Consider the following 23,983-nt stretch of genomic DNA (forward strand, 5'->3'; position numbering starts at 1 on the left):
CTTGCTTATTTATCTTGATAATTCACTTCTACTTTTTGTATGAAGCGTCTGTAAATGAACAGGCTCACTCCAGCTATGATGGCAATGATAGAAACAATTTGCGCAGCTCTGAGGTCCCCACCATACAAGCTATCTGTCCGCATGCCTTCAATGAAGAAGCGGCCGATCGAATACCAGACGAGATAGAAGAAGAACACTTCTCCACGTTTCAAATTTATTCGCCGGATAACTAATACGATCAACAGCCCGACAACATTCCAGAGAGATTCGTACAGGAAGGTCGGATGATACGTCACGCCATCGATCGTCATTTGATTCATGATCCAGTCAGGAATGATGGTGTTCTGCTTGAACGATTCGGATACCGGTCCACCATGCGCCTCCTGGTTGACGAAGTTCCCCCATCTGCCGATGATTTGGCCGATCAAAATACCGGGAACCGCAATATCTGCGACTTTCCAAAACGAAATGCCCCGCTTCTTCGTATAGATATACGTAGTGAGGAATGCCCCAATCAGAGCTCCATGTATCGCAATGCCGCCTTCCCATACTTTAATGATGTCGGCAGGATGATCCTTATAAATATCCCATTGGAAAATGACATAATAAATCCTCGCACTGATGATTGAGATTGGCACGGCCCAAATGAGCAAGTCCGTCAGAAAATCAGGATGCATGCCCCGCTTAACCATTTCCCGCTGCACAACGATGAATGCCAACACGATTCCGAGTGTAATTAAAATGCCGTACCAGCGGACCGAAATCGGCCCGAGCTCAAATGCAACCGGATTGATTGCAGCTAATTCAAACATAAATCATTCGTTCCCCTCTGATTCCACAGGTACCGTTTTCCTGTTTATTTCCATTTCTAGTTTCTTTGTAAAATTCTCGGCTGCATTGATCCCAAGACGTTTCATCCGGTAATCCATGGCAGCGACTTCGATGATAACCGATAAATTCCGGCCCGGCCGCACTGGCACCGTTAGCTTGGTCAACTCGGAGTCCATGATTGCCATCTTCTCCTCATCGATGCCTAACCGATCATATACTTTTACCGGATCCCATACTTCTAGATCAATAACGAGTAAAATACGTTTATCATCTTTTACTGCGCTGGCCCCGAACAACGTCATCATATCAATGATGCCGATGCCCCGTATCTCTAGCATATGCCGAAGCAGTTTTGGCGCATTGCCGATTAATACATTTTTGGCAACTTGCCTAATTTCAATACTATCATCTGCGACGAGGCGGTGGCCCCGTTTCACCAGTTCCAGCGCGGTCTCACTCTTTCCGACACCACTTTTACCGGTAATGAGGACGCCAATCCCATACACATCCACCAATACCCCATGCACCGTAGTCATCGGCGCAAGCCGTCCCTCTAAAAAATTTGTCAGCATGCCGGAAAAACGAGTGGTCGGATTATCGGTCTGCAGGACGGGGATTCGGCATTTCTCGGCAGCCGATTTCAACTCCTCTGGCGCTTCCTCTCCGTGTGCGACAATAATGGCAGGCGTCATGTCTGAGCAGAGCCGCTCCATCCGTTCCATTCGGACTTCAGCCGGAAGGCTATAAAAAAACGCTAGCTCCGTTTTACCTAGCAATTGCACGCGTGCGGCGGGATAATATTCAAAAAAACCGGCTAATTCCAGGCCAGGCCTTGAGATATCACTTAATGTAATGCTGCGGTTCAGCCCTGCTTCTCCTGCTAACAGTGCAAGATCGAACTTTTCTTGTATATCCTTCACGATCACCTTTGACATTATTCCCCCACCTTTCATCGTATGTCCTTGCACCATTTTACCATGAACCGTTTCAATTGAAATCAATTCTGCGTGAGAACAGAGAATTGGATAAAAAATCCGGTACCATCTTGAGAACTTTTGAGATGAACCATCCATCCTATGCGTTGTTTAAGGACTACCCACTACTCTGCTCCAAGTAGACACAGAGAAGAGCCGTCATGAAAAAATCATGACGGCTCTTCTTTCATATGTTATTTCACATTGTAACAAACGATGACAGAGCCTGTTTTGGCTTCGCCATTAACGAAAAGCGGCGTGCGTTCTTCATCGGAATTCTTATGGAAACCAATGGATCGCTGCAGGAACTGTTCTTCCACTCGCGTGCGCTGTACGTCGTGAAGCTGCAAGTCAAGACGTCCCATGTTCGTTGAAATCTCACCAGACAAAGGTACGTCAGATGGCACATAGATTTCTACAGAGCCACTAACTGTACGGGCTTCTACTTTGCGTGCATCGGAATCGGTTGTTGTCACGACGACATGGCCGTTAAGCGACTTCGCTTCTACTTCCTTGACCGCACCACTGACATATACCCGGCCGTTCATTGTTTCAGCATCCAGTTCTTCTCCGGTAATTTCCTTCAGTTGAATCTTCCCATTACCTGTTTCCAATTGGGCTTCTCCGAAAACTAAGTGGGAGCCTTCAATTTTACCGTTTGCCGTCTTACAGTACAGTTTTTCTGTCGCCAAGTCGTTTAAAACCGTTTCTCCGTTCAACAGCCGAATCGATAGCTTGTCGTAATCTTTCTTCGGTACTGTGAGGATCACATTCACTTGGGTTAATTTCAGATCACTGACAAGACGGAGGCGGCCCTCATCATTCATGAACACAAGTTTCTTAAGGAATTCCTCTTTCGCTTCTTCTTCTGTTTTCTGATTGAACACTTTCACAGTGAAGTCGGCAACCACTTCATTGCTTTCTGCGTCTTCATTCACCTGGATCGTCAATTTCCCATTGTCGATGTCCACGATGATTTCTTTTAGATCGTCCACTGGCTTAATGACAGAATGTGTGAAGGTACTGCCTGAACCGAACGGTGCATCGAAGTCGAAAGTTTTTACCCGTTGCACGGCAGTCTGCATAAATTGCATAAATCGTTCTCCGACATGCCCGACATCTTTCCGCAAATCATTTAGGAAGTCATCCATGGATTCGTCCCTTTTTGCAGATTTCGGTTCTTCTTCCACCCGGCCTTCATATGTAGGCTCTTTATACGAAGTGTCGGATGAATTGTCCGCCTTTGCTGAGGTCCCATTCGAATTCTTCTCCATTGCTTCCAATAGAGTAAGCGCCTCTTCGATCGTAATGGTGCCGTTTTCTACCATAGTCAGGATACGTTTGCGTTCGTTTTGCATTGTTCCGCCTCCTCATTAGTAATGGATGGAGCACCAGCCGTAAGGAAAAAACGGCTGCCACCCATTTTGTAATACTTATATATACGAATCGGACGTGCGGAAGTTTCACTTGCTGACGGATTGGGCTTCCTCAATTTTCATTTTCATCCGCTCGCGGTCCCGTTCCAAGATCGGTTTTAAATACCTACCCGTGTAAGAAGCCTGTACATCCGCCACTTCCTCCGGTGTTCCGGTTGCAATGATCTGTCCGCCTTTTTGTCCGCCTTCCGGTCCTAGATCAATAATATGGTCGACCGTCTTGATGACATCCAAATTATGCTCGATGACGAGGACGGTATTCCCTGTGTCAACCAGTCTTTGCAAGACGAGGAGCAATTTCGAAATATCGTGGACATGGAGACCTGTCGTCGGTTCATCCAAAATGTAGAACGTCTTGCCATTGGAACGTTTATGCAATTCAGAAGCCAGTTTCACACGCTGCGCTTCACCGCCAGACAATGTCGTCGCAGGCTGCCCTAATTGAACATATCCAAGTCCGACATCCACAATCGTCTGAAGCTTTCTGCTGATCTTCGGTATATTCTCGAAGAAGATCAGCGCATCTTCCACCGTCATCTCTAGGACGTCCGCAATATTTTTACCTTTATATGTGACTTCCAGTGTTTCACGGTTGTACCGTTTCCCGTGGCACACCTCACAAGGCACGTAGACATCTGGAAGGAAGTGCATCTCGATCTTGATAATACCGTCCCCTCGGCATGCTTCACAACGGCCGCCTTTCACATTAAAGCTGAACCGCCCTTTTTTATAGCCCCGCACTTTCGCTTCATTGGTCATCGCAAATACATCCCGAATATCATCAAAGACGCCTGTGTAGGTCGCAGGATTCGAACGCGGCGTACGACCGATCGGAGACTGATCAATATCAATTACCTTTTCCAGTTCCTCGACTCCAGAAACGGAATCGAATTCTCCAGGCTTCTGCTTGGAGCGATTCAGTTTTTGGGCAAGGACTTTATAAAGCACTTCATTGACAAGCGTACTTTTCCCGGAACCTGAAACGCCAGTCACCGCAATGAATTGCCCGAGCGGGAAGTCGACATCGACATGTTTCAGATTGTTTTCCGAAGCGCCTGTAATGCTCACTTTCCGGCCATCAGGCTCTCTTCTTTCGAGTGGCAGCGGAATGAACCGTTTCCCACTTAAATATTGCCCCGTCAAAGAATTCGGGTCATTCATAATTTCTTCTGGCGTGCCGGCAGAGACAATCCGTCCTCCTGCAGCTCCAGCGCCAGGACCGATATCAATCAAATAATCGGCAGCCATCATCGTATCTTCATCATGTTCGACGACGATGAGCGTATTTCCTATATTCCGCATATCTTGTAGCGTGCCAATCAGCCGGTCGTTGTCCCGTTGATGAAGTCCGATAGACGGCTCATCCAAAATATAAAGGACACCAGTTAAGCGGGAGCCGATTTGAGTCGCCAGCCGGATACGCTGTGCTTCCCCTCCGGACAATGTACCCGCCGCTCGGGATAATGTTAAATAGTCGAGACCGACATTAATGAGAAACCCGAGTCTCTCTTCGATCTCTCGCAAAATCATATTGGCGATTTGGCGGTCTTTCTCTGACAGAGTCAGGCCTTTAAAGAAACGGTCTGCCTCCGTTATGGATAATTCCGTCACCTGGCCAACATGGCGGCCGTTCACTTTCACTGCCAGCGCCTCTTGCTTCAAGCGATAGCCATGGCATGCCGGACATGGCCGCTGCGCCATGTATTTCTCCATTTGCTCCCTAATATAATCGGAAGACGTTTCGCGGAAACGCCTTTCTACATTCGCCAATACCCCTTCGAAATAAATATTGTTCACTCGGGTGTTGCCGAATTCATTTGTATATTTAAATTTGATTAGATCGTCTCGCGAACCGTAAAGCAATTTGTTCAAATCCTCATCCGATAGCTCGCTCACCGGATCTGTCATTGAAATGCCGAAATGTTTCGCGACCGTCTTAAGCAATTCAGGATAATATTGTGAGCTGGTTGGCTCCCATGGAGCGATGGCATTTTCTTTTAAGGACAATGCACGATCCGGGATGACCAGATCAGGGTCCACTTCCAGCTTAGTGCCAAGCCCATCACATTCCGGACACGCACCAAAAGGACTGTTGAAAGAGAACATTCTTGGTTCCAGCTCTCCGATGGAAAACCCACAGAGCGGACAAGCATGATGTTCACTGAATAATAATTCCTCTCCGTCGATGATATCGACGAGCACCATTCCTTCGGCTAAACGCAGTGCAGATTCGAGCGAGTCGCTCAACCGTGATTCGATGCCTTCTTTCAAGACAATACGGTCAATGACCACTTCGATCGTATGCTTTTTATTTTTATTCAGCTCGATATTGTCATCGAGGTCCATTGTTTCCCCGTCGACACGAATTCGGACATATCCCTGCTTCTTAATATCTTCTATTAATTTGGCATGTGTGCCTTTCCGTCCGGATACGACGGGAGCCAGCACTTGCAGGCGTGTCCTCTCAGGAAACTCCATAATCCGGTCGACCATCTGTTCAATCGTCTGGGATGTAATTTCAATTCCGTGCACCGGGCAGATTGGTTTGCCGATTCGCGCATAAAGCAATCGTAAATAATCGTAGATTTCGGTTACCGTACCGACTGTGGATCTCGGGTTGCGGCTCGTCGTTTTTTGATCGATCGAAATGGCAGGAGACAGCCCTTCGATGGCATCCACGTCGGGTTTGTCCATCTGTCCAAGAAATTGGCGTGCATAGGCAGACAGCGACTCAACATATCTGCGCTGGCCTTCCGCATAAATCGTATCGAAAGCGAGCGAAGATTTCCCGGAGCCGGACAGACCGGTCATCACGACCAGCTTATCGCGCGGTATCGTCACGTCAATATTTTTTAAGTTATGGGCACGTGCCCCTTGAATGACTATCTCATTCTTCCTCATGTGCATTTCACCTTTCAGCCTTCAATTCTAGAATCGTATCACGCAATTCCGCGGCCCTTTCGAAATCCAAAGCTTTCGCCGCTTCTTTCATCTCTTTTTCGAGCGAGACGAGGAGCGTCTCTTTCTCCGCTTTCGTCAACGACTTTCCTTTTGTCGCTTTTTCCACGTAGGATACCGCATCCTCGGCAACCTGAGTCGCCCGGATAACATCCCGCACTTTCTTTTTAATTGTCGTCGGAGTGATGCCGTGTTTTTCATTGTACGCCATTTGCACTTCCCGTCTCCGCTTCGTCTCTTCGATTGCCTTATTCATAGAATCGGTATAACGGTCCGCATACATGATGACATGTCCTTCCGAGTTCCGGGCAGCGCGCCCAATCGTTTGGATGAGCGATCTTTCTGATCGGAGGAAGCCCTCTTTATCCGCGTCTAAAATGGCAACAAGGGATACTTCCGGTATATCCAAGCCTTCCCGGAGCAAGTTGATGCCGACTAGGACGTCATATGTTCCAAGGCGAAGCTCACGAATAATTTCAATCCGCTCGAGCGTTTTTATTTCGGAGTGGAGATATTGAACTTTTACGCCAATCTCCTTTAAATAATCGGTCAAGTCCTCGGACATTTTCTTCGTAAGTGTAGTAATCAATACCCTTTCATTCTTCTTCGTACGCTCATTGATTTCGTCAATCAAGTCATCAATTTGGCCTTCGATCGGCCGCACCTCAATGATAGGATCAAGCAATCCTGTCGGACGGATGATCTGTTCAACCATTTCCGGAGAATGTTCGATCTCATATGGACCCGGTGTCGCGGATACAAAGATGGACTGGTGGGCATACCGCTCGAACTCATCGAACGTTAATGGACGGTTGTCCAGCGCGGAAGGAAGGCGGAAACCATGATCGACAAGCACTTGCTTCCGTGCCTGGTCGCCGTTGTACATGGCACGGACCTGCGGCAGCGTAACATGGCTCTCATCAATAACCATGAGAAAATCGTCCGGAAAATAATCAAGTAGCGTATATGGCGTAGCTCCGGCCGGACGCAAGGTCAAATGCCTTGAATAGTTTTCGATGCCGGAACAGAACCCCATTTCCCTCATCATTTCGAGGTCGTATCGAGTCCTCTGTTCGAGCCGCTGCGCCTCCAATAATTTGTCCTGTTCGCGCAACACTTTCAACCGTTCTTCCAACTCGACCTCAATGTTGGCGATGGCTTTCGTCAACTTATCCTCGCCGGTGACAAAGTGGGAGGCCGGAAAGATGGCGACATGTTCCCTTTCCCCTAATATCTCACCTGTTAATGAATCCACCTCACGGATCCGATCGATTTCATCCCCGAAAAATTCAATGCGTATGCAGTGCTCATCCTCGGACGCCGGAAAGATTTCTACGACGTCTCCTCTTACCCTGAAAGTCCCCCGGGTGAAGGCGATATCATTGCGGGAATACTGGATATCTACGAACCTTCTAAGCAGTTCATTTCTGCCGATTTCCATGCCCGGACGAAGCGAAACGACGTGTTTGCCGTATTCCTCCGGAGAACCGAGACCGTAAATGCAAGATACCGAAGCGACGATCAAGACATCATTGCGCTCAAACAAAGCAGAGGTTGCAGAGTGGCGAAGCTTATCAATCTCATCATTGATGGTCGCGTCCTTCTCGATATACGTATCGGTATGAGGCACGTACGCTTCCGGCTGGTAATAGTCATAGAAGCTGACAAAGTACTCAACCGCGTTATTTGGAAAGAACTCTTTGAATTCGCTATATAATTGCCCTGCCAACGTTTTATTATGTGCTATGACTAGGGTTGGTTTGTTAATTTCGGTTACTACATTGGAAACAGTGAACGTCTTGCCTGTCCCGGTAGCCCCAAGCAAGGTCTGGTGCTTTTTCCCCTCTTTGACCCCTTGCACGAGCTTGGCGATCGCGGATGGCTGATCACCCTGTGGCGTGTAAGGGGCTTGTAAATTGAAAGTTTGGACCATACGAGTCCCTCCCTGAATGAATTGTCTTTATTCTATCACAGTACTCGCCATATCTAAAGAAATAAGCGAACGTACGTTTTTTAATGCAGCAAGCGAAATAATTCCTGCTTATTACGAATCTATACCCATTTTTCCCCAGAACAAATAAAAACGCTGTACAGGTAAAAACCCTGTACAGCGTCTTATTCATCAATTGACCATTTCTAACTTTAACAATTCATCCGTATACCTTTCAAATGCCGAGACATCACGGTTATCAAGTGATGCATCGATCATTTCCAGCAATCTTTTCTTCGTCTGCTCGCGGTGGATATGGTTGAGGAACAGATCCATATAAATTTCGTTCAGTAGCTTTTCGGCATGCATCGTCGAACTGTTTTTTCCCACGGCTTTTAGGAACTCTGTATACGAATAGTTATTTTCCATCTCCCTCACCCCTGATGCCCTTTTCGTTATTATACATAACAAATCAGAATAGTTGCAAGGGTTTTGGGAATATTCTATTTTTTGAACCGATTTAACTATCCAAGGGAAGAGATGTCCCGGTTTTAAGCTTCTTTGGATGCAGATCGGATGGTAGCTTCCGAAATAAGCATGACCACAAGCCCAATCAAGATAGGCTGAACAGACAAGCCGAACATAAAGAATGCTCCCGCTACTACAACGAGCGCCTGCAGCCATTGTGCATTTCTCACTGTAGTTCGCAATGCTTGCGACCGCTCTTTGTCACTTTCGGGAAACAACATATCCATCCGGAAGTCATCGCCCATTTTCAACGCGTTATATAGCTGGAGAGCAGTTGCGAAAGCCAATGCTCCCGTGAAGATATAAGCGCCGATCAGAAACGGGATGAAGAGGACACCTAACACAGACAAAACGGTGAGCCTGACCCATAACCAGAAAATATCATCTGTCCGGACCAATGTCCGCTTGACTAAGAATGCCTGTGGCTTCGTCTTCCCAAAGACCGGGTTCGATAAGATGGGGCCAAGCCATCTCCTTCTGCTGACCGAGCCTTTCAAGTGGGGAACGTCTGTAAAATAGTTCGCAAATCGATAAAACCGCATCATCCGATTTTGTTCCATCTTAATGAAGTGCTCATAGGGGAATGGTTTTTCTTTGCGTTCCTTTCTCCAATACACATCATACAGTGCCGCAACCAGCCCGGCTCCAATTAAAACGTAAGGCATGCCGACCAACCCTGAATAAAGGATAGCAAAAGCCAGGACATAGCGTATCAATCGGTCAATCCAGATCGCATGCCCGCTTCTGGCATGATGAAAAGAGTATTCCGTCTCTGCGAACAGCCATTTCAAAAGCACAATAAAGACGGCAGCGGCCGCATAGCTGGCTGTCCCCCCTGTATGTGTCGCAGACAAGAGCGGCATTGCGACGATGAACAAAAGAAGCGGGATAGGCAGCTGCGAGAAAAACGTCCATCTCAAAGATCGTTTCATATAATGATCCAGCTGGCTTTCCAGAGGAAGGAAAAAGACGACATCCGCCGGCTTCAACAAGGTAACCGGGGCTGACATTGCAAGCGGCAATGCAATTAACAAGGAGGCCAGGAGTGCTGCCGGGAAGTTCTCGGGCACTTCTTTCAGCCAGTTGCTATAGGCATAACCGCCAGCGCCGATCGTAAAGACGAGAACGATCGCCAAATGTCCAGTGAAAACAAATTTCATATACCGCTGGACCTCGTTCATGTAATGAATGAACCGGTCGCTCCAAATATTACGCACGTCCTTCATTGTTCCGTTCCTTTGTCATTGCGATATAAAGCTCATCCAATGAGGCGCCTGGCCGATTGAAAGCCTTCCGTAGATCGTCCATCGTCCCGTGCGCACGAACTCGTCCTTCATGCAACAAGATGATGCGATCGCAATACTTTTCTGCCGTCGATAAAACGTGGGTGGACATCAGGACTGAAGCCCCGTTGTTCTTCCGCTCCGTAATCTGGTCCAGCAACGATTGAATGCCGATCGGATCGAGGCCGACAAAAGGTTCATCGATAATATACAAAGAAGGCTCCACAAGAAATGCGCACATGATCATTACTTTTTGACGCATCCCTTTGGAGAAATGGGCCGGAAACCATTTTAATCTCTTCTCCATCATAAATTCTTTCAGCAATCGTTCCGACCTTGCCTCGAACACGTCACGATTGACGCCATAGGCCATTGCTGTCAGCTCCAAATGTTCCTTTAGCGTGAGTTCCTCATACAAAATCGGTGTCTCTGGTATATACGTAAAGGATTTTCGGTATTGCTCGGGGCTTTCCTTGAAGGTCATTCCATTGACCCGGATATCGCCGCTATGTGGGTTCATCAGCCCGATAATATGTTTGATTGTCGTACTTTTTCCCGCACCGTTTAATCCGATCAGTCCCACCAGCTCGCCGCTCTTAATTTCAAACGACAAGTCATGCAGTACCGGATTGCGGGTATAACCGCCTGTTACATGTTCTACTTCGAGAATTGCCATGACCATCCTCCATTCTTCACCTCATTTTAACAAATATCTAACTGGAATGCTTCGTCCATCTCACCCTTCTTATGAAAAAATATGCTACACTATTGAAATTAATGCCGCGCCTTGCGAAAGAGCGCGCGAGGGGGGCCCCCTTCTCCCGATAAAAGGGGAAACCATACGACGAAAGGATGTATATCAATGACCAGTTGTTTATTTTGCAAAATCATTGAAGGCTCCATTCCTGGAGAAATTATTTATGAGGATGATCATGTCGTCGCCTTCATGGATATAGGACCTGTTAGTGAGGGGCATTTGCTCCTGATCCCTAAAACTCACCGGGAAAACATCTATGACATGACCGAAGATGAAGCTGCGCGTCTTTTTTCAGTTGCCCCAAGAATAGCGAACGCTTTGAAGGAAGAATTTACACCAGCCGGTTTAAATCTTCTTCAAAATAACGGTTCTGCTGCGGGACAGGCTGTATACCATTTCCATATGCATTTCATTCCCCGATTTGATCAGACGGATGGTTTTCAATTCACTTGGGACCCGAAAGTTGAGGAACTGCCTCAAGATCGTATCCGACAAATTGCAGAGGGCATTCGATCCAAATTGCAAAACTAACCTTGAATGTTTGTCTGAAAAATTATATAATGCATGTACGTTTTCGCTGCCGATCACGAGGATACGGCAGGAGGACTAAAAGAGAACAGTTGAGGAGAGTTGAGAAATGAATACGAAAAATTTGATGCTCATGGCCATTTTGGTGGCAGTCGGTGCTGCGTTGTATCTTGTCATTCCAGGTTACGGGGAGGGCATGAAGCCTGATTTCATGCTAACGATGATGTTTATCGGGATCTTCTTATTCCCTGATGTGCGAAGTGTCTTTTTGCTTGGCGCGACAACCGGGGTTCTATCCGGAATTTTCACCAGCTTCCCTGGCGGATTCCTGCCGAATATTATTGATAAGTTCATCACGGCGTTTGTCATCTTCGCCATCGTTTTATTACTGAAAAAGCTGTCGCAGAAGCTTGTCGTTTCGACAGTGATTGCTTGTATCGGCACCATTTTATCCGGTACGATCTTTCTTTCAGCAGCGATTTACGTGATTGGTGCCAACGTGCCGTTCGGTTTGCTGTTTGTCACAGTTGTCTTGCCTGCAGTGGCAATGAACGGGGTTGTCTTCTTCATTATCTATCCAATCATTGTGAATCTATTGAAACGGACATCATTTAAAACAGCTTTATCCAATTGATTGATCACCTTCCGCTTCCAGCGGAAGGTTTTTTTATTTGTCCAGCCCCCGCCGGCAGCATGTTCTTCCTTGCCGGCGGGTCGCCCCTCATGTTTTAATAAAACTATAAAAGGAATACTATTATATAAGGAAGGAGCGGATTCAAATGAAAGCTTCCACATTTATACTAGGGCTTGTCGCAGGCTCGGCAGCCGCAGCTGTTACGGTCCTTTATTCAACTCCCCAATCGGGCAAAGAATTGCGTGGCTCTGTGAAAAGCGCATCCAGCGATTTGAAATACAAACTCCAGGACGTCAAAGTGAAATTGGCCGATATGAAAAGTTCAGTCAAGCATTTGGCGAACGAAGCGAAGGAATATATTCCGGAGACTGTTGATGGAGTAAAGGAATCAATTGAGAAATGGCAAATGTCCACCGCTTCCAATCAAGTGCGTTTGGAAAAAGAAATTCTCGCGATTCAAAACTCACTCGAAGAGCTGGAGAAATCGATCGCAGAACAACATCGATAAGTAGTTTATGGGTTATCCTGACAATGCGGGATAACCCTTTTTTCATCAGAAAATTAATATTGTTGCAATTCCAACTTTTTTCTTTGTTACTTTCCTGCTATAATGAAAGAACTAGTAAAATATACGAAGTTGGAGGTATTTTATATTGGAAGAAAAGTTTTCTCGTAAAGAGGCGATGATTTATAGCCAACGGGTTGCCCAAATGTCGAAGGCTCTTTGGAAAGCCGTTGAAAAAGACTGGCAGCAATGGATACGTCCTTATGATCTCAATATTAATGAGCACCATATTTTGTGGATCGCTTACCATCTGCAAGGTGCAACGATTTCTGATGTCGCAAAATTCGGGGTTATGCATGTATCGACCGCTTTCAACTTCTCGAAAAAACTGGAAGAGCGAGGATACGTCCAGTTTTCCAAAAAGGAAGATGACCGACGCAATACATACATCACTGTTACCGAAGAAGGGGAAGCCTTGCTGCAAGATATGAATAAAAACTATTATGATTCTGAGCATGGCATTCTGGAAGGCTCTCTTCCCATCAAAAATATTTATGGTAAATTTCCTGAATTTTTGGAAGTGATGTCTGTCATCCGCAATATTTATGGCGAAGACTTTATGGAAATCTTCGAGCTAGGCTTCAAGAACATAGACGATTCATTTGATGAAGCTGAAGGTGACCTGGTGGCCGTCCATACACCCGAGAAGGCGAGATTCTAATAGCGGGCTGCCGGGCCATGACGAAACCAGGCTAGCTCCCTCTTCTTCTGTTTCCTGTAAACGAGGTAGGGAGGAAAAATAATTTCATTTTCGTTTTGCTTCTGCTATCATTAAGTAGGAACGAAGAGGAGGTATGGATTTGATCCTTACAGTAACGGTTCTGTTTTCATTATTTTACTTATATCAAATAAACAAAATGACATTTGCACTTTGTCAGTCAAGGGAAATTCCTGAGGAAAAACAACCTAAGATCTATCGCACCGTAAATATACTGATTACCATTTTAATTTTATCGTTTTACTTAGAAGTCCTGTTAAAGGTCTGATGAGTTAACAATTTGAAAAGGTCCATTTTCCCGTTAAGGAAAATGGACCTTTAGTAATTAGCTGCTGCTTAGTAATAGAATGCTGCACCTACGATGATCAGCAAGATGAACAGCACAACCAGCAACGCGAAACCGGAACCTTGCCCGCTATATCCACCCATTGGAGCACCTCCTCTCTCCTATATGGTATGCGGCGCCTTTTTCAGCTCATAGGCTGTTTATCCGATGGAACCTTTTTGTTTTCGATACGTTTTTATGGTATAGTATCAACTGTTGTAGACAAAAGTTAGGAGAGAAAACGTATGAAAAAAACATTAATTGCCGTTTCCTTAGCTACATCCGTACTTGCCCTATCGGCTTGCAGCGATAAAAAAGCATCCGATGACGAAGTGATCGCATCCACGAAATATGGTAACATTACACAAGATGATTTCTATGAAGAAATGAAAGATGCGATTGGCGTTCAAGTCGTCGAAAACATGCTTCTTCAAAAAGCGATTGAACATGAATATAAGATTGATGACAAAGAATTGAAGGAAGAAATTAAGAAACAGAAGGATATGTATGGCGACAACTTCGATCTATATTTGCAGCAAAATGGCATTACTGAAAAGTTCTTCGAGAAGAACGTGAAATCCCAAATGTTGCAAAAGAAACTTGTTGACTCTTTGAAGGTTTCTGATGAAGACGTTAAAGCTGGCGTCGAACGTGCAAAAACCGAAGTTCATGCCCGCCACATTCTAGTGGACGATGAAAAAACTGCAAAAGAAGTCATTCAAAAATTGAAAGACGGTGGAGATTTCGAGAAGTTAGCGAAAGAATACTCCACTGAGCCAGTCGCGCAACAAACTGGCGGTGACCTTGGCTGGTTTGGACAAGGTAAAATGGTACAACCATTCGAAGATGCAGTATACAAGCTGAAAAAAGGTGAAATCAGCGAACCGGTTAAATCCGATTTCGGCTATCATGTCATCGAATTGCTTGATACACGTAAAGCTGAAACAGATAAAACAGATGATGAAATTAAAGCTGAAGTAGAAAACAACTTGAAGAGCGTTGCGTTTGAAGCTCGTTTGAAAGAACTTGTGAAGGATGCAGATATCGATATTAAGGATGAAGAATTCAAACACGCGATCGATACGTATCTTCCTGCAAAAGAAGAAAAAGCGAAAAAATAATGAATGATAAAAGGGCTGTCCCGTACGAATTCTCGTACGGGACAGCCCTTTGTAATTTTTTTATTCAAACGAAGGCTTATAGAAAGAACGATTATCGAGCGGGAAAATACGTTCCGTGAATTCTCCCGGTGCTGTTTTGGCCATCGCCCGGTTCAACATATTCATTTTTGCATCTATGTTATCGATATAATGAAGCATTTCCGCTTCCTTCAGCATCGGACGTTTTGGGCTTCCCCATTCTTCTTTCCCGTGATGGGACAAGACCATATGCTGCAGCAAAGTCACTTCCTCGCCTTCAATTCCTAATTCATCCGCAGCTTTTGAAATTTCATTCACCATGATGGAAATATGGCCGAGCAAGTTCCCTTCCACTGTGTACTGCGTTGCGATCGGGCCGGATAATTCTACTACTTTCCCGATATCATGCAAGATGATGCCTGCATAGAGTAAATCTTTGTTTAAGGTCGGATACAACTCGGCAATCGCCTTTCCAAGCTTCAGCATCGACACGACATGATCGAGCAGCCCAGAGACGTAATCGTGATGATTTTTAGTAGCAGCTGGGTACACCATAATATCCGTCTGGTGTTTCTTCAAAATATGTCGGGTAATCCGCTGGATATGTGGATTTTTCATCTCAAAGAAAAATTGAAGCAGCTCCTCAAATAACTCTTCCTTGCTCTTTGCAGCGGAAGGTACGAGGTCAGAAAGGGAGATGCCCTCCTCTTCCTTTGCCGGACGGATGCTTTTGATGCGCAGCTGGTTTTTGCCGCGGTATTCATGGATTTCCCCTCCGACTTTGACAATCGTAGCGGCAGCATACATTTTTTCCTGCTCTTCGCCCGTGTCCCAAAGCTTCGCTTCAATATCACCGCTTTTATCTTGAAGGATTAATGTCATGAACGGACTGCCCTGCTGTGTAATCCCTTTAACGGATTGTTTGATTAACAGAAAAAGATCAACCGGTTCACCGACTTGATGCTCTGCTATTTTTTTCATTGAAGAACCGCCCCCTGATTGCTTCCGATTTCGGAAACAGTAATGATGTTTGCTTCATGCAGATGCTTTGTCATCGTTTCGTGGCAAGTGAAATAGATGAACTGATGCTCCGCTTGCAATCTCTTCAACAATTTTATCATACGAGAAAGCCGTGTGCCGTCAAAATGGACGAACGGATCATCCATAATGATTGGAAAAGGCGCTGTCCCGTGCAAGGATTCTGCCAGTGCCAAGCGCAAGGAGATATAAGCTTGTTCCTTCGTCGCCTGACTAAGCTCCATTATCGGAAACAACATATTGTCCTCTTGGCGGATGGCACGGAAAAAGCCTTCTTCTCCTACCGTTAAACCGACATAGCGGCCACCTGTCAAATCGGAAAAATAATGGCTGGCTTGCCGCAAGACACCTGGCAGCTTTTTCTCTTTCAGTTCAGCCATCGTTTGGCGAATGGCGGCCGCCACCGCTTTTTTCGATGACCATTGTCTAGCTAGACTTGCAAATTCAGCCCGCTTGTTTTCAAACTGCTGCAGCATGCGTTCATAGGTTTCATTATCCGCCAGCCGTTTGGTCAGATGCGCCAGCCGTACCTTCTCTTCCAATAAATCTGACTGCTGTTTCGTAACTTCTGTTAACCGGTTTTCCACTTGCCTAGCCGCCTCTTCCAATTCGTTGATGGACAGATCGGTTGGCCAATTGGAACGGTCATGCATACGGAGCTGACTTTGCAGATCATCTAATTGCCTGCTTACTAGTTCGGCATCCTGGAAGACATCGAATGCACGATAGAATTCTTCCTCGGTTGTAGCATCTGCTTCGCTCAAAAGTTCTTCTTTCTGGGATTGCAGCATGGCTGCGGTTTGATTTACCAGTTCGAGTTCCTCTTGCAATCGAAGCTGTTTTTCCGCGTCTGTCTTCTTTTTCTCCATCTGCTCCTTCTGTAGCATCCATTCATTGCGCAGGTGATCGTAAAGGCTTTCTTCGGGCACTTCTTTTTCTAACAGACTATGTGCCTCATCCATGCATTCGGCTAGCTTGCGAGAGGCATTCTGATCACGTTGCTGGGCAGCAAATAATTCTCGATCCACTTCCTGAAGCTCTCGTATCATCCGGAAAATTTCCGGTATGATCTGCAAACTTGGCAGTTCGTCAAAGCCATATGCTTGAAGGAACGTAAACAGCTCGTCAGCAGCCAGGTCCGTCCTATTATCCGCCATTCGAAGCTCTTCTTCATATGACTTCCGATTCCGCTTCACTGCCAGTAAAGAACTTTCCAGCGCTTCTTTCTTCCGGAGATAGCTATCCACTCTGTGAATGAGCGCATCCATCTGTGCTTCTTCCTCCGCATGCTGCGCAATAAATTGTTCCATCTCTTTTCTTTTTGCATCCGATGGATTCCCACTTCTCGTTTTCACCACGAGGAAAGTGGCAACAGCCCCAATCAGCACGCCACAAATGGCAAGAGTCCATTGTTGGCTGACGATTCCAACGCCTGCCAGCAGAACGGCCATCAGCAGTAAAGCGAACGGGACGATCCTCTGATTCCCGGCAGGTGTATCCTTCAGTTGAAGGAATGCTTTCGCTTCTGCAAGACGTCGCTGAACGCCCGGCCAGTCGGCACACTTCTTCTGTTCTTCTTCAGTAGGAGCCAATTCATCCAAGCGCAGCTTGTCTTGCATTATCGTCCTCTCTTCACTGGCTGTCTGCGCAAGCTGTCTTTGTACATAATCCACTTGTTTCGTTTGCTGGTGCAGCTGATCCAGCAACGTAAGCATTGTTTTCTCCTGCTGGATGGATACATCCGCTTCAAGCAATAAGGCCGCTTTCTCATCATCACGAATGCCAAGGCTGGCAAAATAACGTTCTCGTTTCGTATCCAATAAACGCATTTCCTCGGATGCGGCTCTCTTATCAGATCGCCATTGATGCCATTCGGTTTCTCTTGCAACGAGCCGGTCAAGCCGGGGTAGGAACTGCTGATCTCGCATTTCGCCTGCACTATTAAGTTTCTCCAGCTCATTTTGAAGGACTTGCCTTCGTGCCAAGATGTCGAGCAATTTGCCGTTGATGATCTCGTACCGACGTATGCCATCCGTCGGGAACTTCCGAACGGATAGTTGCTCTAACCGAGCCAGTAAACCCCGTTCCTTTTCAATCAATGGAAGCGTCTGGCGCTGCGTTTCTATCAGCTTGCGCTGCTGTTCCAAATCTCGTTCGTCGTCCTTCAGTTCAACAAGATTTCTGTCAATGGCCATCATACGATTGATAGCAGGAGCGTATTCATCTGCCTGCTCCCTTTCTTCTTTCAAGGCCTTCTCCAACTCCCGCAACTCCGCCAATCGTACGTTCATTTCGGGAACTCTTCCATTCCTCTTAAAAAGTTCGCCCATTTCCTTTTCAAGCTTTGATTCTAGCTGCAGCAACGCAACCACTCCGGTCGTTCCTGATGCAAGAAGCGTCCTGCTCAACTGTTCCTCATCCATTTTCTCGAATCCTTGCAACTGAAGGAGGGAGAAGGAAAAGATCGATTCAAACGAAGAGCGGTCATAGTGGCGGAGAAGCTGCTGGAGCGCCTCTTCTCCTCCGGTAGAACCATCTTCGAAAAGGACTGTCACTGTACCGGCCGATTTGCCTCGCACGCGTTCTACGATGCATGAACCCCATTCTGGATCGTCGAAATGGACTTGTCCTCCATATTTACCTCCTGTCTTCGGCTCATAGCGTTGTAGAACATGATTCTTTTGAGGGAATCCGAAAAGAATATGCAGTAGGAATTGCTGGATAGTCGTTTTCCCTGCCTCATTATGGCCATAGAGAACGTTGATGCCGTCCTGAAGATCAATTGTCACGTTTTCATGTTTTCCAAAACCATAGATGACCAATTTTCGGATGATCATTTTCTCACCTCACTCCCCACGGATCATTTCCTTTTCTATGAGCTGTTCCGCCTCCACTTTAATGCGCGAGATATCCGTTTCGTCGAGGACATCCAAGTACTTGCTCATTCGCACATGCTGATAAACTTCCTGCAAAGTGGATCGCCAATCATCCATGGCCCAGTCTTCCATCGTCTTGACGATCGAATCGACCATGAGATTCGGCGCCGCAAGAATACTTGAAGAATGCCGTTCCAGTTCCAAGCTCCGAATCCAGACAAACGGCTCATTCTCCTCGAGATGTTCCCGCAGCACTTCAAGCCATTCATGATCTGGCGCTTGGCTAAATAGTTCAGCCGCCTCAGCATCCACCTCTGTCAAAACCAGCTCGAGGATGCGTCCTCGCTTCATTTCACCTGTCTCTAATGCTTCCTCGCATCGCTGTATCCACTCATTTGCGTGACGCAGCCCGGAGCAGTTTACTTCCACTCGTTCAAAAAGGATTTCTGAAGTCGGCACAAATCGAAGCACCGTTTCGCTCTTCGATAACTCCACCTCATAAAATCCTTTCATTCCTTTTTCATTTCGATGCCTGCCTTGAATATTGCCAGGGTAAATAATGGCCGGTTCCTCATGCAATTGCTGGCGAAGGTGGATATGTCCAAGCGCCCAGTAATCATACTGCTTTTCAAGAAGCTCTTCCTTCGTGAACGGCGCATACACATCGTGCGTTGCATCCCCTGCGATGCTGCCGTGAAGCATGCCGATTGTCAGGCTGTTTCCTTCCGCCTTGGGATAGTCACGGATCATCGGAGTCCGAACATGCCTTTCTTTATAGCTGAAGCCATGAATGAGTATGTCCTCTCCGTTCACTTGGAATTTCACCGTTTCGACTGTATCGGCAAACACATGGACATTGGGCGGCAAGGCGACCCTTGTCCATGTCCCTCCCAAATGATCGTGGTTCCCATGAGAAAGAATAACAGGGATACCTGCCTCATGTAGCTGTTCCATCCCTTCCTGAAATTTCAACTGCGCTCTTAAATTTCGATCTTCCCCATCATATAAATCGCCAACAATAAGCAAAAAATCGGGTTTTGATGCGAGCGCATAGTCAATCAAACGCTGAAATGCCCGGATTGTACTATTCCGGAGTGCTTCCAGCCGGGATGGCGGCAAGTCGGTCATCCCTTTGAAAGGACTTCCAAGATGAAGATCGGCTGTATGGATAAAACGGATCGTAGACATTGCACTCCTCCTTACACAACGAATATTTGTTCCTATTTTACCATATGTAACACGAATAGAAACATAAATATAAAAGGAAGCCCTCCGCAGAAGACTTCCTTTCTTTTATTCTTTTCCTAGTTGAACTGCTTTTTTAATATCCTTCAAGGAACGAGACGGGCCATACATTAGGACGCCGCCGCGGTAGACACGAGCCCCAAACCAGCCAAGCAGGAACAAGGTGACTAGCATAATGCCGATGGATAAAAGCGGTTCCCATAGCGGCAAGTTCAGCATACCGACACGCAAGAACATGACGAGCGGTGTGAAGAACGGGAAATACGAAGCATATTTCAAAAAGCCAAGTTCCGGATTATTCAGCCCCGCCATCGCAATAAGGAATGCTGCAACGATCAGCAACGACATTGGCATGATCATCTGCTGGACATCCTCTGTCCGGCTGACGAGCGAACCAAGCAATGCCGCCAGCGTGGCATATAAGAAATAGCCGAGCAGAAAGAAAATAACCGCATACACCAATGTGGCGACATTGAAATTAGATAGATTCAGCATATCCAAGAAACCGCCTGTTTCTTTTGTTTTCGAGGTATTAAAAGCAATGAATCCAGCTAAACCGTAAATGATAATTTGGACGATGCCAAGCATTCCAATGCCGAATACTTTAGCAAACATATGCTTTACGGGCGATACACTGGAAATTAGGATTTCCATAACCCGAGACGATTTTTCCGTAGCGACTTCCATCGCAATCATACTGGAATACATGATGACCGAAAAATAAATGACAAACATTAACACATAGACAAGAACGCTCGCCTGCATCAATTCTTCCTCCGACTTCGCAGACGGAGATACGTTTTTCTGCTCAAATTGGATCGGGGTGAAAAGGGACTGGACCTGCTCTCCTGTCAACGACAATTGTTGAGCATTCATTTGCGTTTGGATGGTTTGAAGCGATTCTTGCAGTTGTCCCGGGATATCGAAATCTATGACGCTTTTCGTCATATACTTCGCTTGGATTGTATTCCCCTCGTTCAAATTCAACGTAACAAAAGAATCTAATTTACCTTCTTTCACTTGCTTTTCAAGTTCGGATTCCGCAAGATCGGATTGCACAAGCTTCAATGAATCCGCTGATTCCATCTGTGCTTTCAACATCGGGAAAAGCACACCGCTATTATCAATGACCTTCAGCTCATTTGCCGCCTCGTCATCCCCAGTGACATTTTTGACCGTGTCAACGATGTTGCCGATGTTGGCAAATATGAAAATCGCCGCCACCATAATGGCTGTCGTAATAATGAAAGACTTCGCCTTTGCCTTAGTGACAAAAGCCTGTTTAAAAATAATCCAAAACTCACGCATGCTCTTTCCCCACTTTCGCTATAAAGATTTCCTGCAAGGACGGTTCCTCAATCTCAAAATGGCGGATCGGGCCGGCTTGCATGGCGCCAGTGAGCAACTGTTGAGCAACCTTTTCGTCCTCGATTTGGAAGATGCCCCCTTCTACCGTTTTCGTAAAGCCGGTAACACCCGCAATGGATTCCAACGCCGTCAAATCATGATCCGCTTTGATTTGTACATTTTGTCTGCCAAATGAGCGCTTTACTTCGCGCAGCGAGCCTCTCACAATCTGATTTCCTTTATGGATAATGCTAAGCTGTTCACATAATTCCTCCACATGGTCCATCCGGTGGCTAGAGAAGACGATCGTCGCCCCATTATTCCGAAAATCGAGGATAGCGCTTTTTAACATTTCCACATTGACGGGATCCAAGCCAGAAAACGGTTCATCTAAGATGAGCAGTCTCGGATTATGCATCAATGCGGCAATCACTTGTATTTTTTGTTGATTCCCTTTTGACAGCTCTTCCACCCGTTTGTTTTTATATTGCGGTACTTCGAACCGTTCGAGCCAATGGTCGATTGCCTTTTTTGCATCATTCTTTTTCATGCCTCGCAATTCTCCGAGAAAGACGAGCTGATCTTCCACTTTCATCTTCGGATAAAGTCCGCGCTCCTCCGGCAAATAGCCGATTTCGGGACTTGTCGCATAGGAAATCCTCTTGCCGTTCCACGTAATTGTCCCTTCATTAGGCGTCAGCAAACCCAACACCATCCGAAACGTTGTCGTTTTTCCTGCTCCATTGGCCCCCAGAAAACCATACATGGTCCCTTCTTCTACCGATAAATTCAGGTGATCGACTGCTGTGAAATCACCAAATCTTTTCGTCACATTCTCCAATAATAATGTCATCAGTTTCCCCTCTCTCTTTCCCTGCTATCCTACTTACGCAATAGGCAGCATATTCGTTTCACTTATAATCTTTTATTCAGAATCATTACTGCCACAGCGTATGATATGAGCATAATGCCGTATGCCGAAGCAACCAGTACGAATGCGAGAGCGACACCTTCAAAAATGAGTGCGCCGAGCCACATAAGAGCAAGGACAATGACTGTAATGCCCCAAGATATTGTCCGCGCTTTCGTATGCACCGCTTCGTACCGCTCATCGAACCTCCGCTCTTTCCTGCCCTTCCGGAAGTAAAGCAATGCGACTAACAGGACAGCCCCCGCTCCTGTAATAAAACCTGCGAGTGTTTCCAATGTTGGATTCATCAAGAATCCCCCCTTTTTTAATTCTGTTTATTCGCTATGGCGGCGCCAATGCCGTAGGAAATCATATGGATGACCCAGATTGCAGCTAAGATGAAGAAAGCTAATTTGGGACCTTCCACAATCATGACAATGGCCCATGCAACTAAAATCGCCACCGTCGTCGCTCCCCAGGAGATCGACCTGGCTTGCCTATGAATATTTGTATAGCGCTCGTCAAACCTGCGTTCCTTCTTCCCTTTCCTCCTGCTGAAATAGAAGATAATACCGGCAATCGCCAAACCTAACGGCAACCCGGATAAAAATGCCCATATATCGAATTCTTCGTACAACTGTCATTCCTCCTCCGGTAAGAAAATATCTTCAATCCTGCAAGCAAAGAGCTTCGCGATTTTGAAGGCTAAAATGAGGGATGGGTTATATCGTCCTTTTTCCAAAGAAATGATCGTTTGTCTGGATACATCCAGCTTTTCCGCAAGATCGTCCTGCGTCCAACCCATCTCCGTCCTCTTTTCTTTTATCAAGTTATTCAGTTGGATGCTCCTCCCCTCGTTTTGTAAAGTTTCTTTTACGTAAAGCTAACTTTACGTAAAGTTTACTTTACCTCAATTGCATTGTCAAGCAACCTTTACATATTATTTTTCGGTATGAATGAATGACTGTTCATTTATTAGCATGGCGTTGTATAATAGAAAAAAGTGAACGGAGGGATGGTACACATGAGGACGTATAAATTGACGGCATATGAAAAGAATGGGGAATTGCTGACGGAGGAGACTTTTACTGCGGCGACGGACGAGGAAGCGAAGAAAAAAGGACGGGTCATGCTGGAAGAGAAAAGCTTGGCAGAAAAGACGCATCGCCTGGCTTCGCCTGCAGGGAAGCTATTGCTCTTCCATACATGATATACTGAAGAAAATACTTCCGGAGGTAGCTGTATGAACATCGCGCTTATTGCACACGATCAGAAAAAAGATGAAATGGTGAACTTTACCATTGCCTATGAGCATATCTTTTCACAATATACGTTATACGGGACAGGAACAACGGGGAAACGAATTATGGAGGAAACCGACTTGCATGTCAATCGGCTAATGTCCGGACCGCTGGGTGGCGATCAGCAAATCGGGTCAATGATCGCGACCGGGGAACTGGACCTCATCATTTTCTTCCGCGATCCCTTAACCGCCCAGCCACATGAACCGGATGTCAGTGCTCTCTTGCGTTTATGCGATGTCTATGGTGTTCCCCTTGCGACGAATATCGCAACGGCGGAACTGCTTATACGTGCGATTGAGAAAGGCTACTTCTCCTGGCGGGATACAGCAGAAAAATATCGTTCCAAAGGGCTTATGTGAAAAATTATAATAAAACCCGCCTCCAAATTTGGAGGCGGGTTTACTATTTATTGCAACAAATACGTACGAAGTGCCTGCTGCAAGGAACCAATCGTTTCTGTCTGTTCATCAAACCGGACGCCGAGCCTGATAATGTTTCGTACCACATCCGGCCGCAGTCCAGTAATCACAGTTCGGCATCCCATCATCGATGCGCCGTCAATAATTTTCATCAATTGGTCGATTACTTCGACCTCCATATTGGCAATGCCTGATAAATCCATAAATAATGTTTGAATGCGCAACCGGCTGATTTCCA

General features: G+C 46.2%; 26 protein-coding genes. 8 read left to right on the forward strand and 18 right to left on the reverse strand.

The window, feature by feature from the left end:
* Positions 1–5: 5 nt before the first annotated feature.
* The 8 genes from lgt to NCCP2222_RS15435 form a co-directional block, all read right to left on the reverse strand.
* Positions 6–812: a prolipoprotein diacylglyceryl transferase gene (gene lgt / locus NCCP2222_RS15400; protein WP_248513221.1), complete on the reverse strand. Its 807-nt coding sequence runs from the start codon at positions 810–812 to the stop codon at positions 6–8.
* A 3-nt stretch (positions 813–815) separates the two neighbouring features.
* Positions 816–1,766, reverse strand: coding sequence for an HPr(Ser) kinase/phosphatase (gene hprK / locus NCCP2222_RS15405; protein WP_248513222.1), 951 nt, complete (start codon positions 1,764–1,766; stop codon positions 816–818).
* A gap of 233 nt (positions 1,767–1,999) precedes the next feature.
* A complete protein-coding gene (locus NCCP2222_RS15410) occupies positions 2,000–3,163 on the reverse strand; it encodes a DUF4097 family beta strand repeat-containing protein (protein ID WP_248513223.1) in 1,164 nt (387 codons plus the stop codon).
* A gap of 105 nt (positions 3,164–3,268) precedes the next feature.
* The gene (gene uvrA / locus NCCP2222_RS15415) at positions 3,269–6,142 is read right to left on the reverse strand and encodes an excinuclease ABC subunit UvrA (protein ID WP_248513224.1); all 2,874 of its coding nucleotides are present in this window, start codon (positions 6,140–6,142) and stop codon (positions 3,269–3,271) included.
* A 7-nt stretch (positions 6,143–6,149) separates the two neighbouring features.
* Positions 6,150–8,132, reverse strand: a complete 1,983-nt coding sequence (gene uvrB / locus NCCP2222_RS15420) for an excinuclease ABC subunit UvrB (protein ID WP_248513225.1) — start codon at positions 8,130–8,132, stop codon at positions 6,150–6,152.
* Positions 8,133–8,321: 189 nt separating this feature from the next.
* A complete protein-coding gene (locus NCCP2222_RS15425; protein WP_238081173.1) occupies positions 8,322–8,558 on the reverse strand; it encodes an IDEAL domain-containing protein in 237 nt (78 codons plus the stop codon).
* Positions 8,559–8,680: 122 nt separating this feature from the next.
* Complete coding sequence (locus tag NCCP2222_RS15430) at positions 8,681–9,883, reverse strand: ABC transporter permease (RefSeq protein WP_248513226.1); 1,203 nt, start codon at positions 9,881–9,883, stop codon at positions 8,681–8,683.
* Positions 9,867–10,616, reverse strand: a complete 750-nt coding sequence (locus NCCP2222_RS15435) for an ABC transporter ATP-binding protein (protein ID WP_248513227.1) — start codon at positions 10,614–10,616, stop codon at positions 9,867–9,869. Before NCCP2222_RS15435 ends, NCCP2222_RS15430 begins: the two co-directional genes overlap by 17 nt.
* 186 nt (positions 10,617–10,802) lie before the next feature.
* Here NCCP2222_RS15435 and NCCP2222_RS15440 point away from each other — a divergent pair, with 186 nt between their 5' ends.
* From NCCP2222_RS15440 to NCCP2222_RS15460, 5 genes are all read left to right on the forward strand, one after another.
* Positions 10,803–11,228 carry an HIT family protein gene (locus NCCP2222_RS15440; protein ID WP_248513228.1) on the forward strand — a complete coding sequence of 142 codons (426 nt, stop codon included), beginning with the start codon at positions 10,803–10,805 and terminating at the stop codon, positions 11,226–11,228.
* Between the two features lie 106 nt (positions 11,229–11,334).
* Positions 11,335–11,859 (forward strand): tryptophan transporter, encoded by a 525-nt coding sequence (locus tag NCCP2222_RS15445; protein ID WP_248513229.1) that lies wholly within the window; start codon positions 11,335–11,337, stop codon positions 11,857–11,859.
* Positions 11,860–12,004: 145 nt separating this feature from the next.
* On the forward strand, positions 12,005–12,367 hold the full coding sequence (locus NCCP2222_RS15450) for a YtxH domain-containing protein (protein WP_248513230.1): 363 nt from the start codon (positions 12,005–12,007) through the stop codon (positions 12,365–12,367).
* Positions 12,368–12,509: 142 nt separating this feature from the next.
* Positions 12,510–13,085, forward strand: coding sequence for an HTH-type transcriptional regulator Hpr (locus tag NCCP2222_RS15455; protein ID WP_282570716.1), 576 nt, complete (start codon positions 12,510–12,512; stop codon positions 13,083–13,085).
* Positions 13,086–13,218: 133 nt separating this feature from the next.
* Positions 13,219–13,410, forward strand: a complete 192-nt coding sequence (locus NCCP2222_RS15460) for a hypothetical protein (protein ID WP_375709196.1) — start codon at positions 13,219–13,221, stop codon at positions 13,408–13,410.
* A 68-nt stretch (positions 13,411–13,478) separates the two neighbouring features.
* Here the strand turns inward: NCCP2222_RS15460 and NCCP2222_RS15465 are convergent, their stop codons facing one another.
* Positions 13,479–13,571 (reverse strand): YjcZ family sporulation protein, encoded by a 93-nt coding sequence (locus NCCP2222_RS15465; protein WP_238081187.1) that lies wholly within the window; start codon positions 13,569–13,571, stop codon positions 13,479–13,481.
* 141 nt (positions 13,572–13,712) lie between these two features.
* On the opposite strand from NCCP2222_RS15465, the gene NCCP2222_RS15470 reads away from it, so the two are divergent.
* The gene (locus NCCP2222_RS15470; protein ID WP_248513231.1) at positions 13,713–14,588 is read left to right on the forward strand and encodes a peptidylprolyl isomerase; all 876 of its coding nucleotides are present in this window, start codon (positions 13,713–13,715) and stop codon (positions 14,586–14,588) included.
* 60 nt (positions 14,589–14,648) lie between these two features.
* Here the strand turns inward: NCCP2222_RS15470 and yhaM are convergent, their stop codons facing one another.
* The 8 genes from yhaM to NCCP2222_RS15510 all read right to left on the reverse strand — a co-directional run bounded on the left by yhaM (position 14,649) and on the right by NCCP2222_RS15510 (position 22,860).
* Positions 14,649–15,587: a 3'-5' exoribonuclease YhaM gene (yhaM, locus tag NCCP2222_RS15475; protein WP_248513232.1), complete on the reverse strand. Its 939-nt coding sequence runs from the start codon at positions 15,585–15,587 to the stop codon at positions 14,649–14,651.
* A complete protein-coding gene (locus NCCP2222_RS15480; RefSeq protein WP_248513233.1) occupies positions 15,584–18,481 on the reverse strand; it encodes an ATP-binding protein in 2,898 nt (965 codons plus the stop codon). The genes yhaM and NCCP2222_RS15480 overlap by 4 nt, the downstream gene beginning before the upstream one ends.
* 9 nt (positions 18,482–18,490) lie before the next feature.
* Positions 18,491–19,708, reverse strand: a complete 1,218-nt coding sequence (locus tag NCCP2222_RS15485; RefSeq protein WP_248513234.1) for a metallophosphoesterase family protein — start codon at positions 19,706–19,708, stop codon at positions 18,491–18,493.
* A gap of 105 nt (positions 19,709–19,813) precedes the next feature.
* Positions 19,814–21,073 carry an ABC transporter permease gene (locus NCCP2222_RS15490; RefSeq protein WP_248513235.1) on the reverse strand — a complete coding sequence of 420 codons (1,260 nt, stop codon included), beginning with the start codon at positions 21,071–21,073 and terminating at the stop codon, positions 19,814–19,816.
* On the reverse strand, positions 21,066–21,965 hold the full coding sequence (locus tag NCCP2222_RS15495) for an ABC transporter ATP-binding protein (RefSeq protein ID WP_248513236.1): 900 nt from the start codon (positions 21,963–21,965) through the stop codon (positions 21,066–21,068). The genes NCCP2222_RS15490 and NCCP2222_RS15495 overlap by 8 nt, the downstream gene beginning before the upstream one ends.
* A 62-nt stretch (positions 21,966–22,027) precedes the next feature.
* Entirely contained in the window at positions 22,028–22,330 is a 303-nt protein-coding gene (locus tag NCCP2222_RS15500) for a DUF2178 domain-containing protein (RefSeq protein ID WP_248513237.1), read from the reverse strand.
* Positions 22,331–22,347: 17 nt separating this feature from the next.
* Positions 22,348–22,659, reverse strand: a complete 312-nt coding sequence (locus NCCP2222_RS15505) for a DUF2178 domain-containing protein (protein ID WP_248513238.1) — start codon at positions 22,657–22,659, stop codon at positions 22,348–22,350.
* Positions 22,660–22,662: 3 nt separating this feature from the next.
* Positions 22,663–22,860 carry a helix-turn-helix transcriptional regulator gene (locus tag NCCP2222_RS15510; RefSeq protein WP_269135977.1) on the reverse strand — a complete coding sequence of 66 codons (198 nt, stop codon included), beginning with the start codon at positions 22,858–22,860 and terminating at the stop codon, positions 22,663–22,665.
* A gap of 186 nt (positions 22,861–23,046) precedes the next feature.
* Here NCCP2222_RS15510 and NCCP2222_RS15515 point away from each other — a divergent pair, with 186 nt between their 5' ends.
* Positions 23,047–23,232, forward strand: coding sequence for a YhzD family protein (locus NCCP2222_RS15515; RefSeq protein ID WP_248513239.1), 186 nt, complete (start codon positions 23,047–23,049; stop codon positions 23,230–23,232).
* A 33-nt stretch (positions 23,233–23,265) separates the two neighbouring features.
* Positions 23,266–23,685 (forward strand): methylglyoxal synthase, encoded by a 420-nt coding sequence (gene mgsA, locus NCCP2222_RS15520; RefSeq protein ID WP_238081208.1) that lies wholly within the window; start codon positions 23,266–23,268, stop codon positions 23,683–23,685.
* A 47-nt stretch (positions 23,686–23,732) separates the two neighbouring features.
* On the opposite strand, the gene NCCP2222_RS15525 is transcribed toward mgsA, so the two are convergent.
* The coding region (locus NCCP2222_RS15525; RefSeq protein ID WP_248513240.1) for an STAS domain-containing protein at positions 23,733–23,983 on the reverse strand (251 nt) is incomplete at its 5' end.

It is taken from the genome of Sporosarcina sp. NCCP-2222 (genome assembly GCF_023168145.1).
Taxonomy (GTDB): domain Bacteria; phylum Bacillota; class Bacilli; order Bacillales_A; family Planococcaceae; genus Sporosarcina.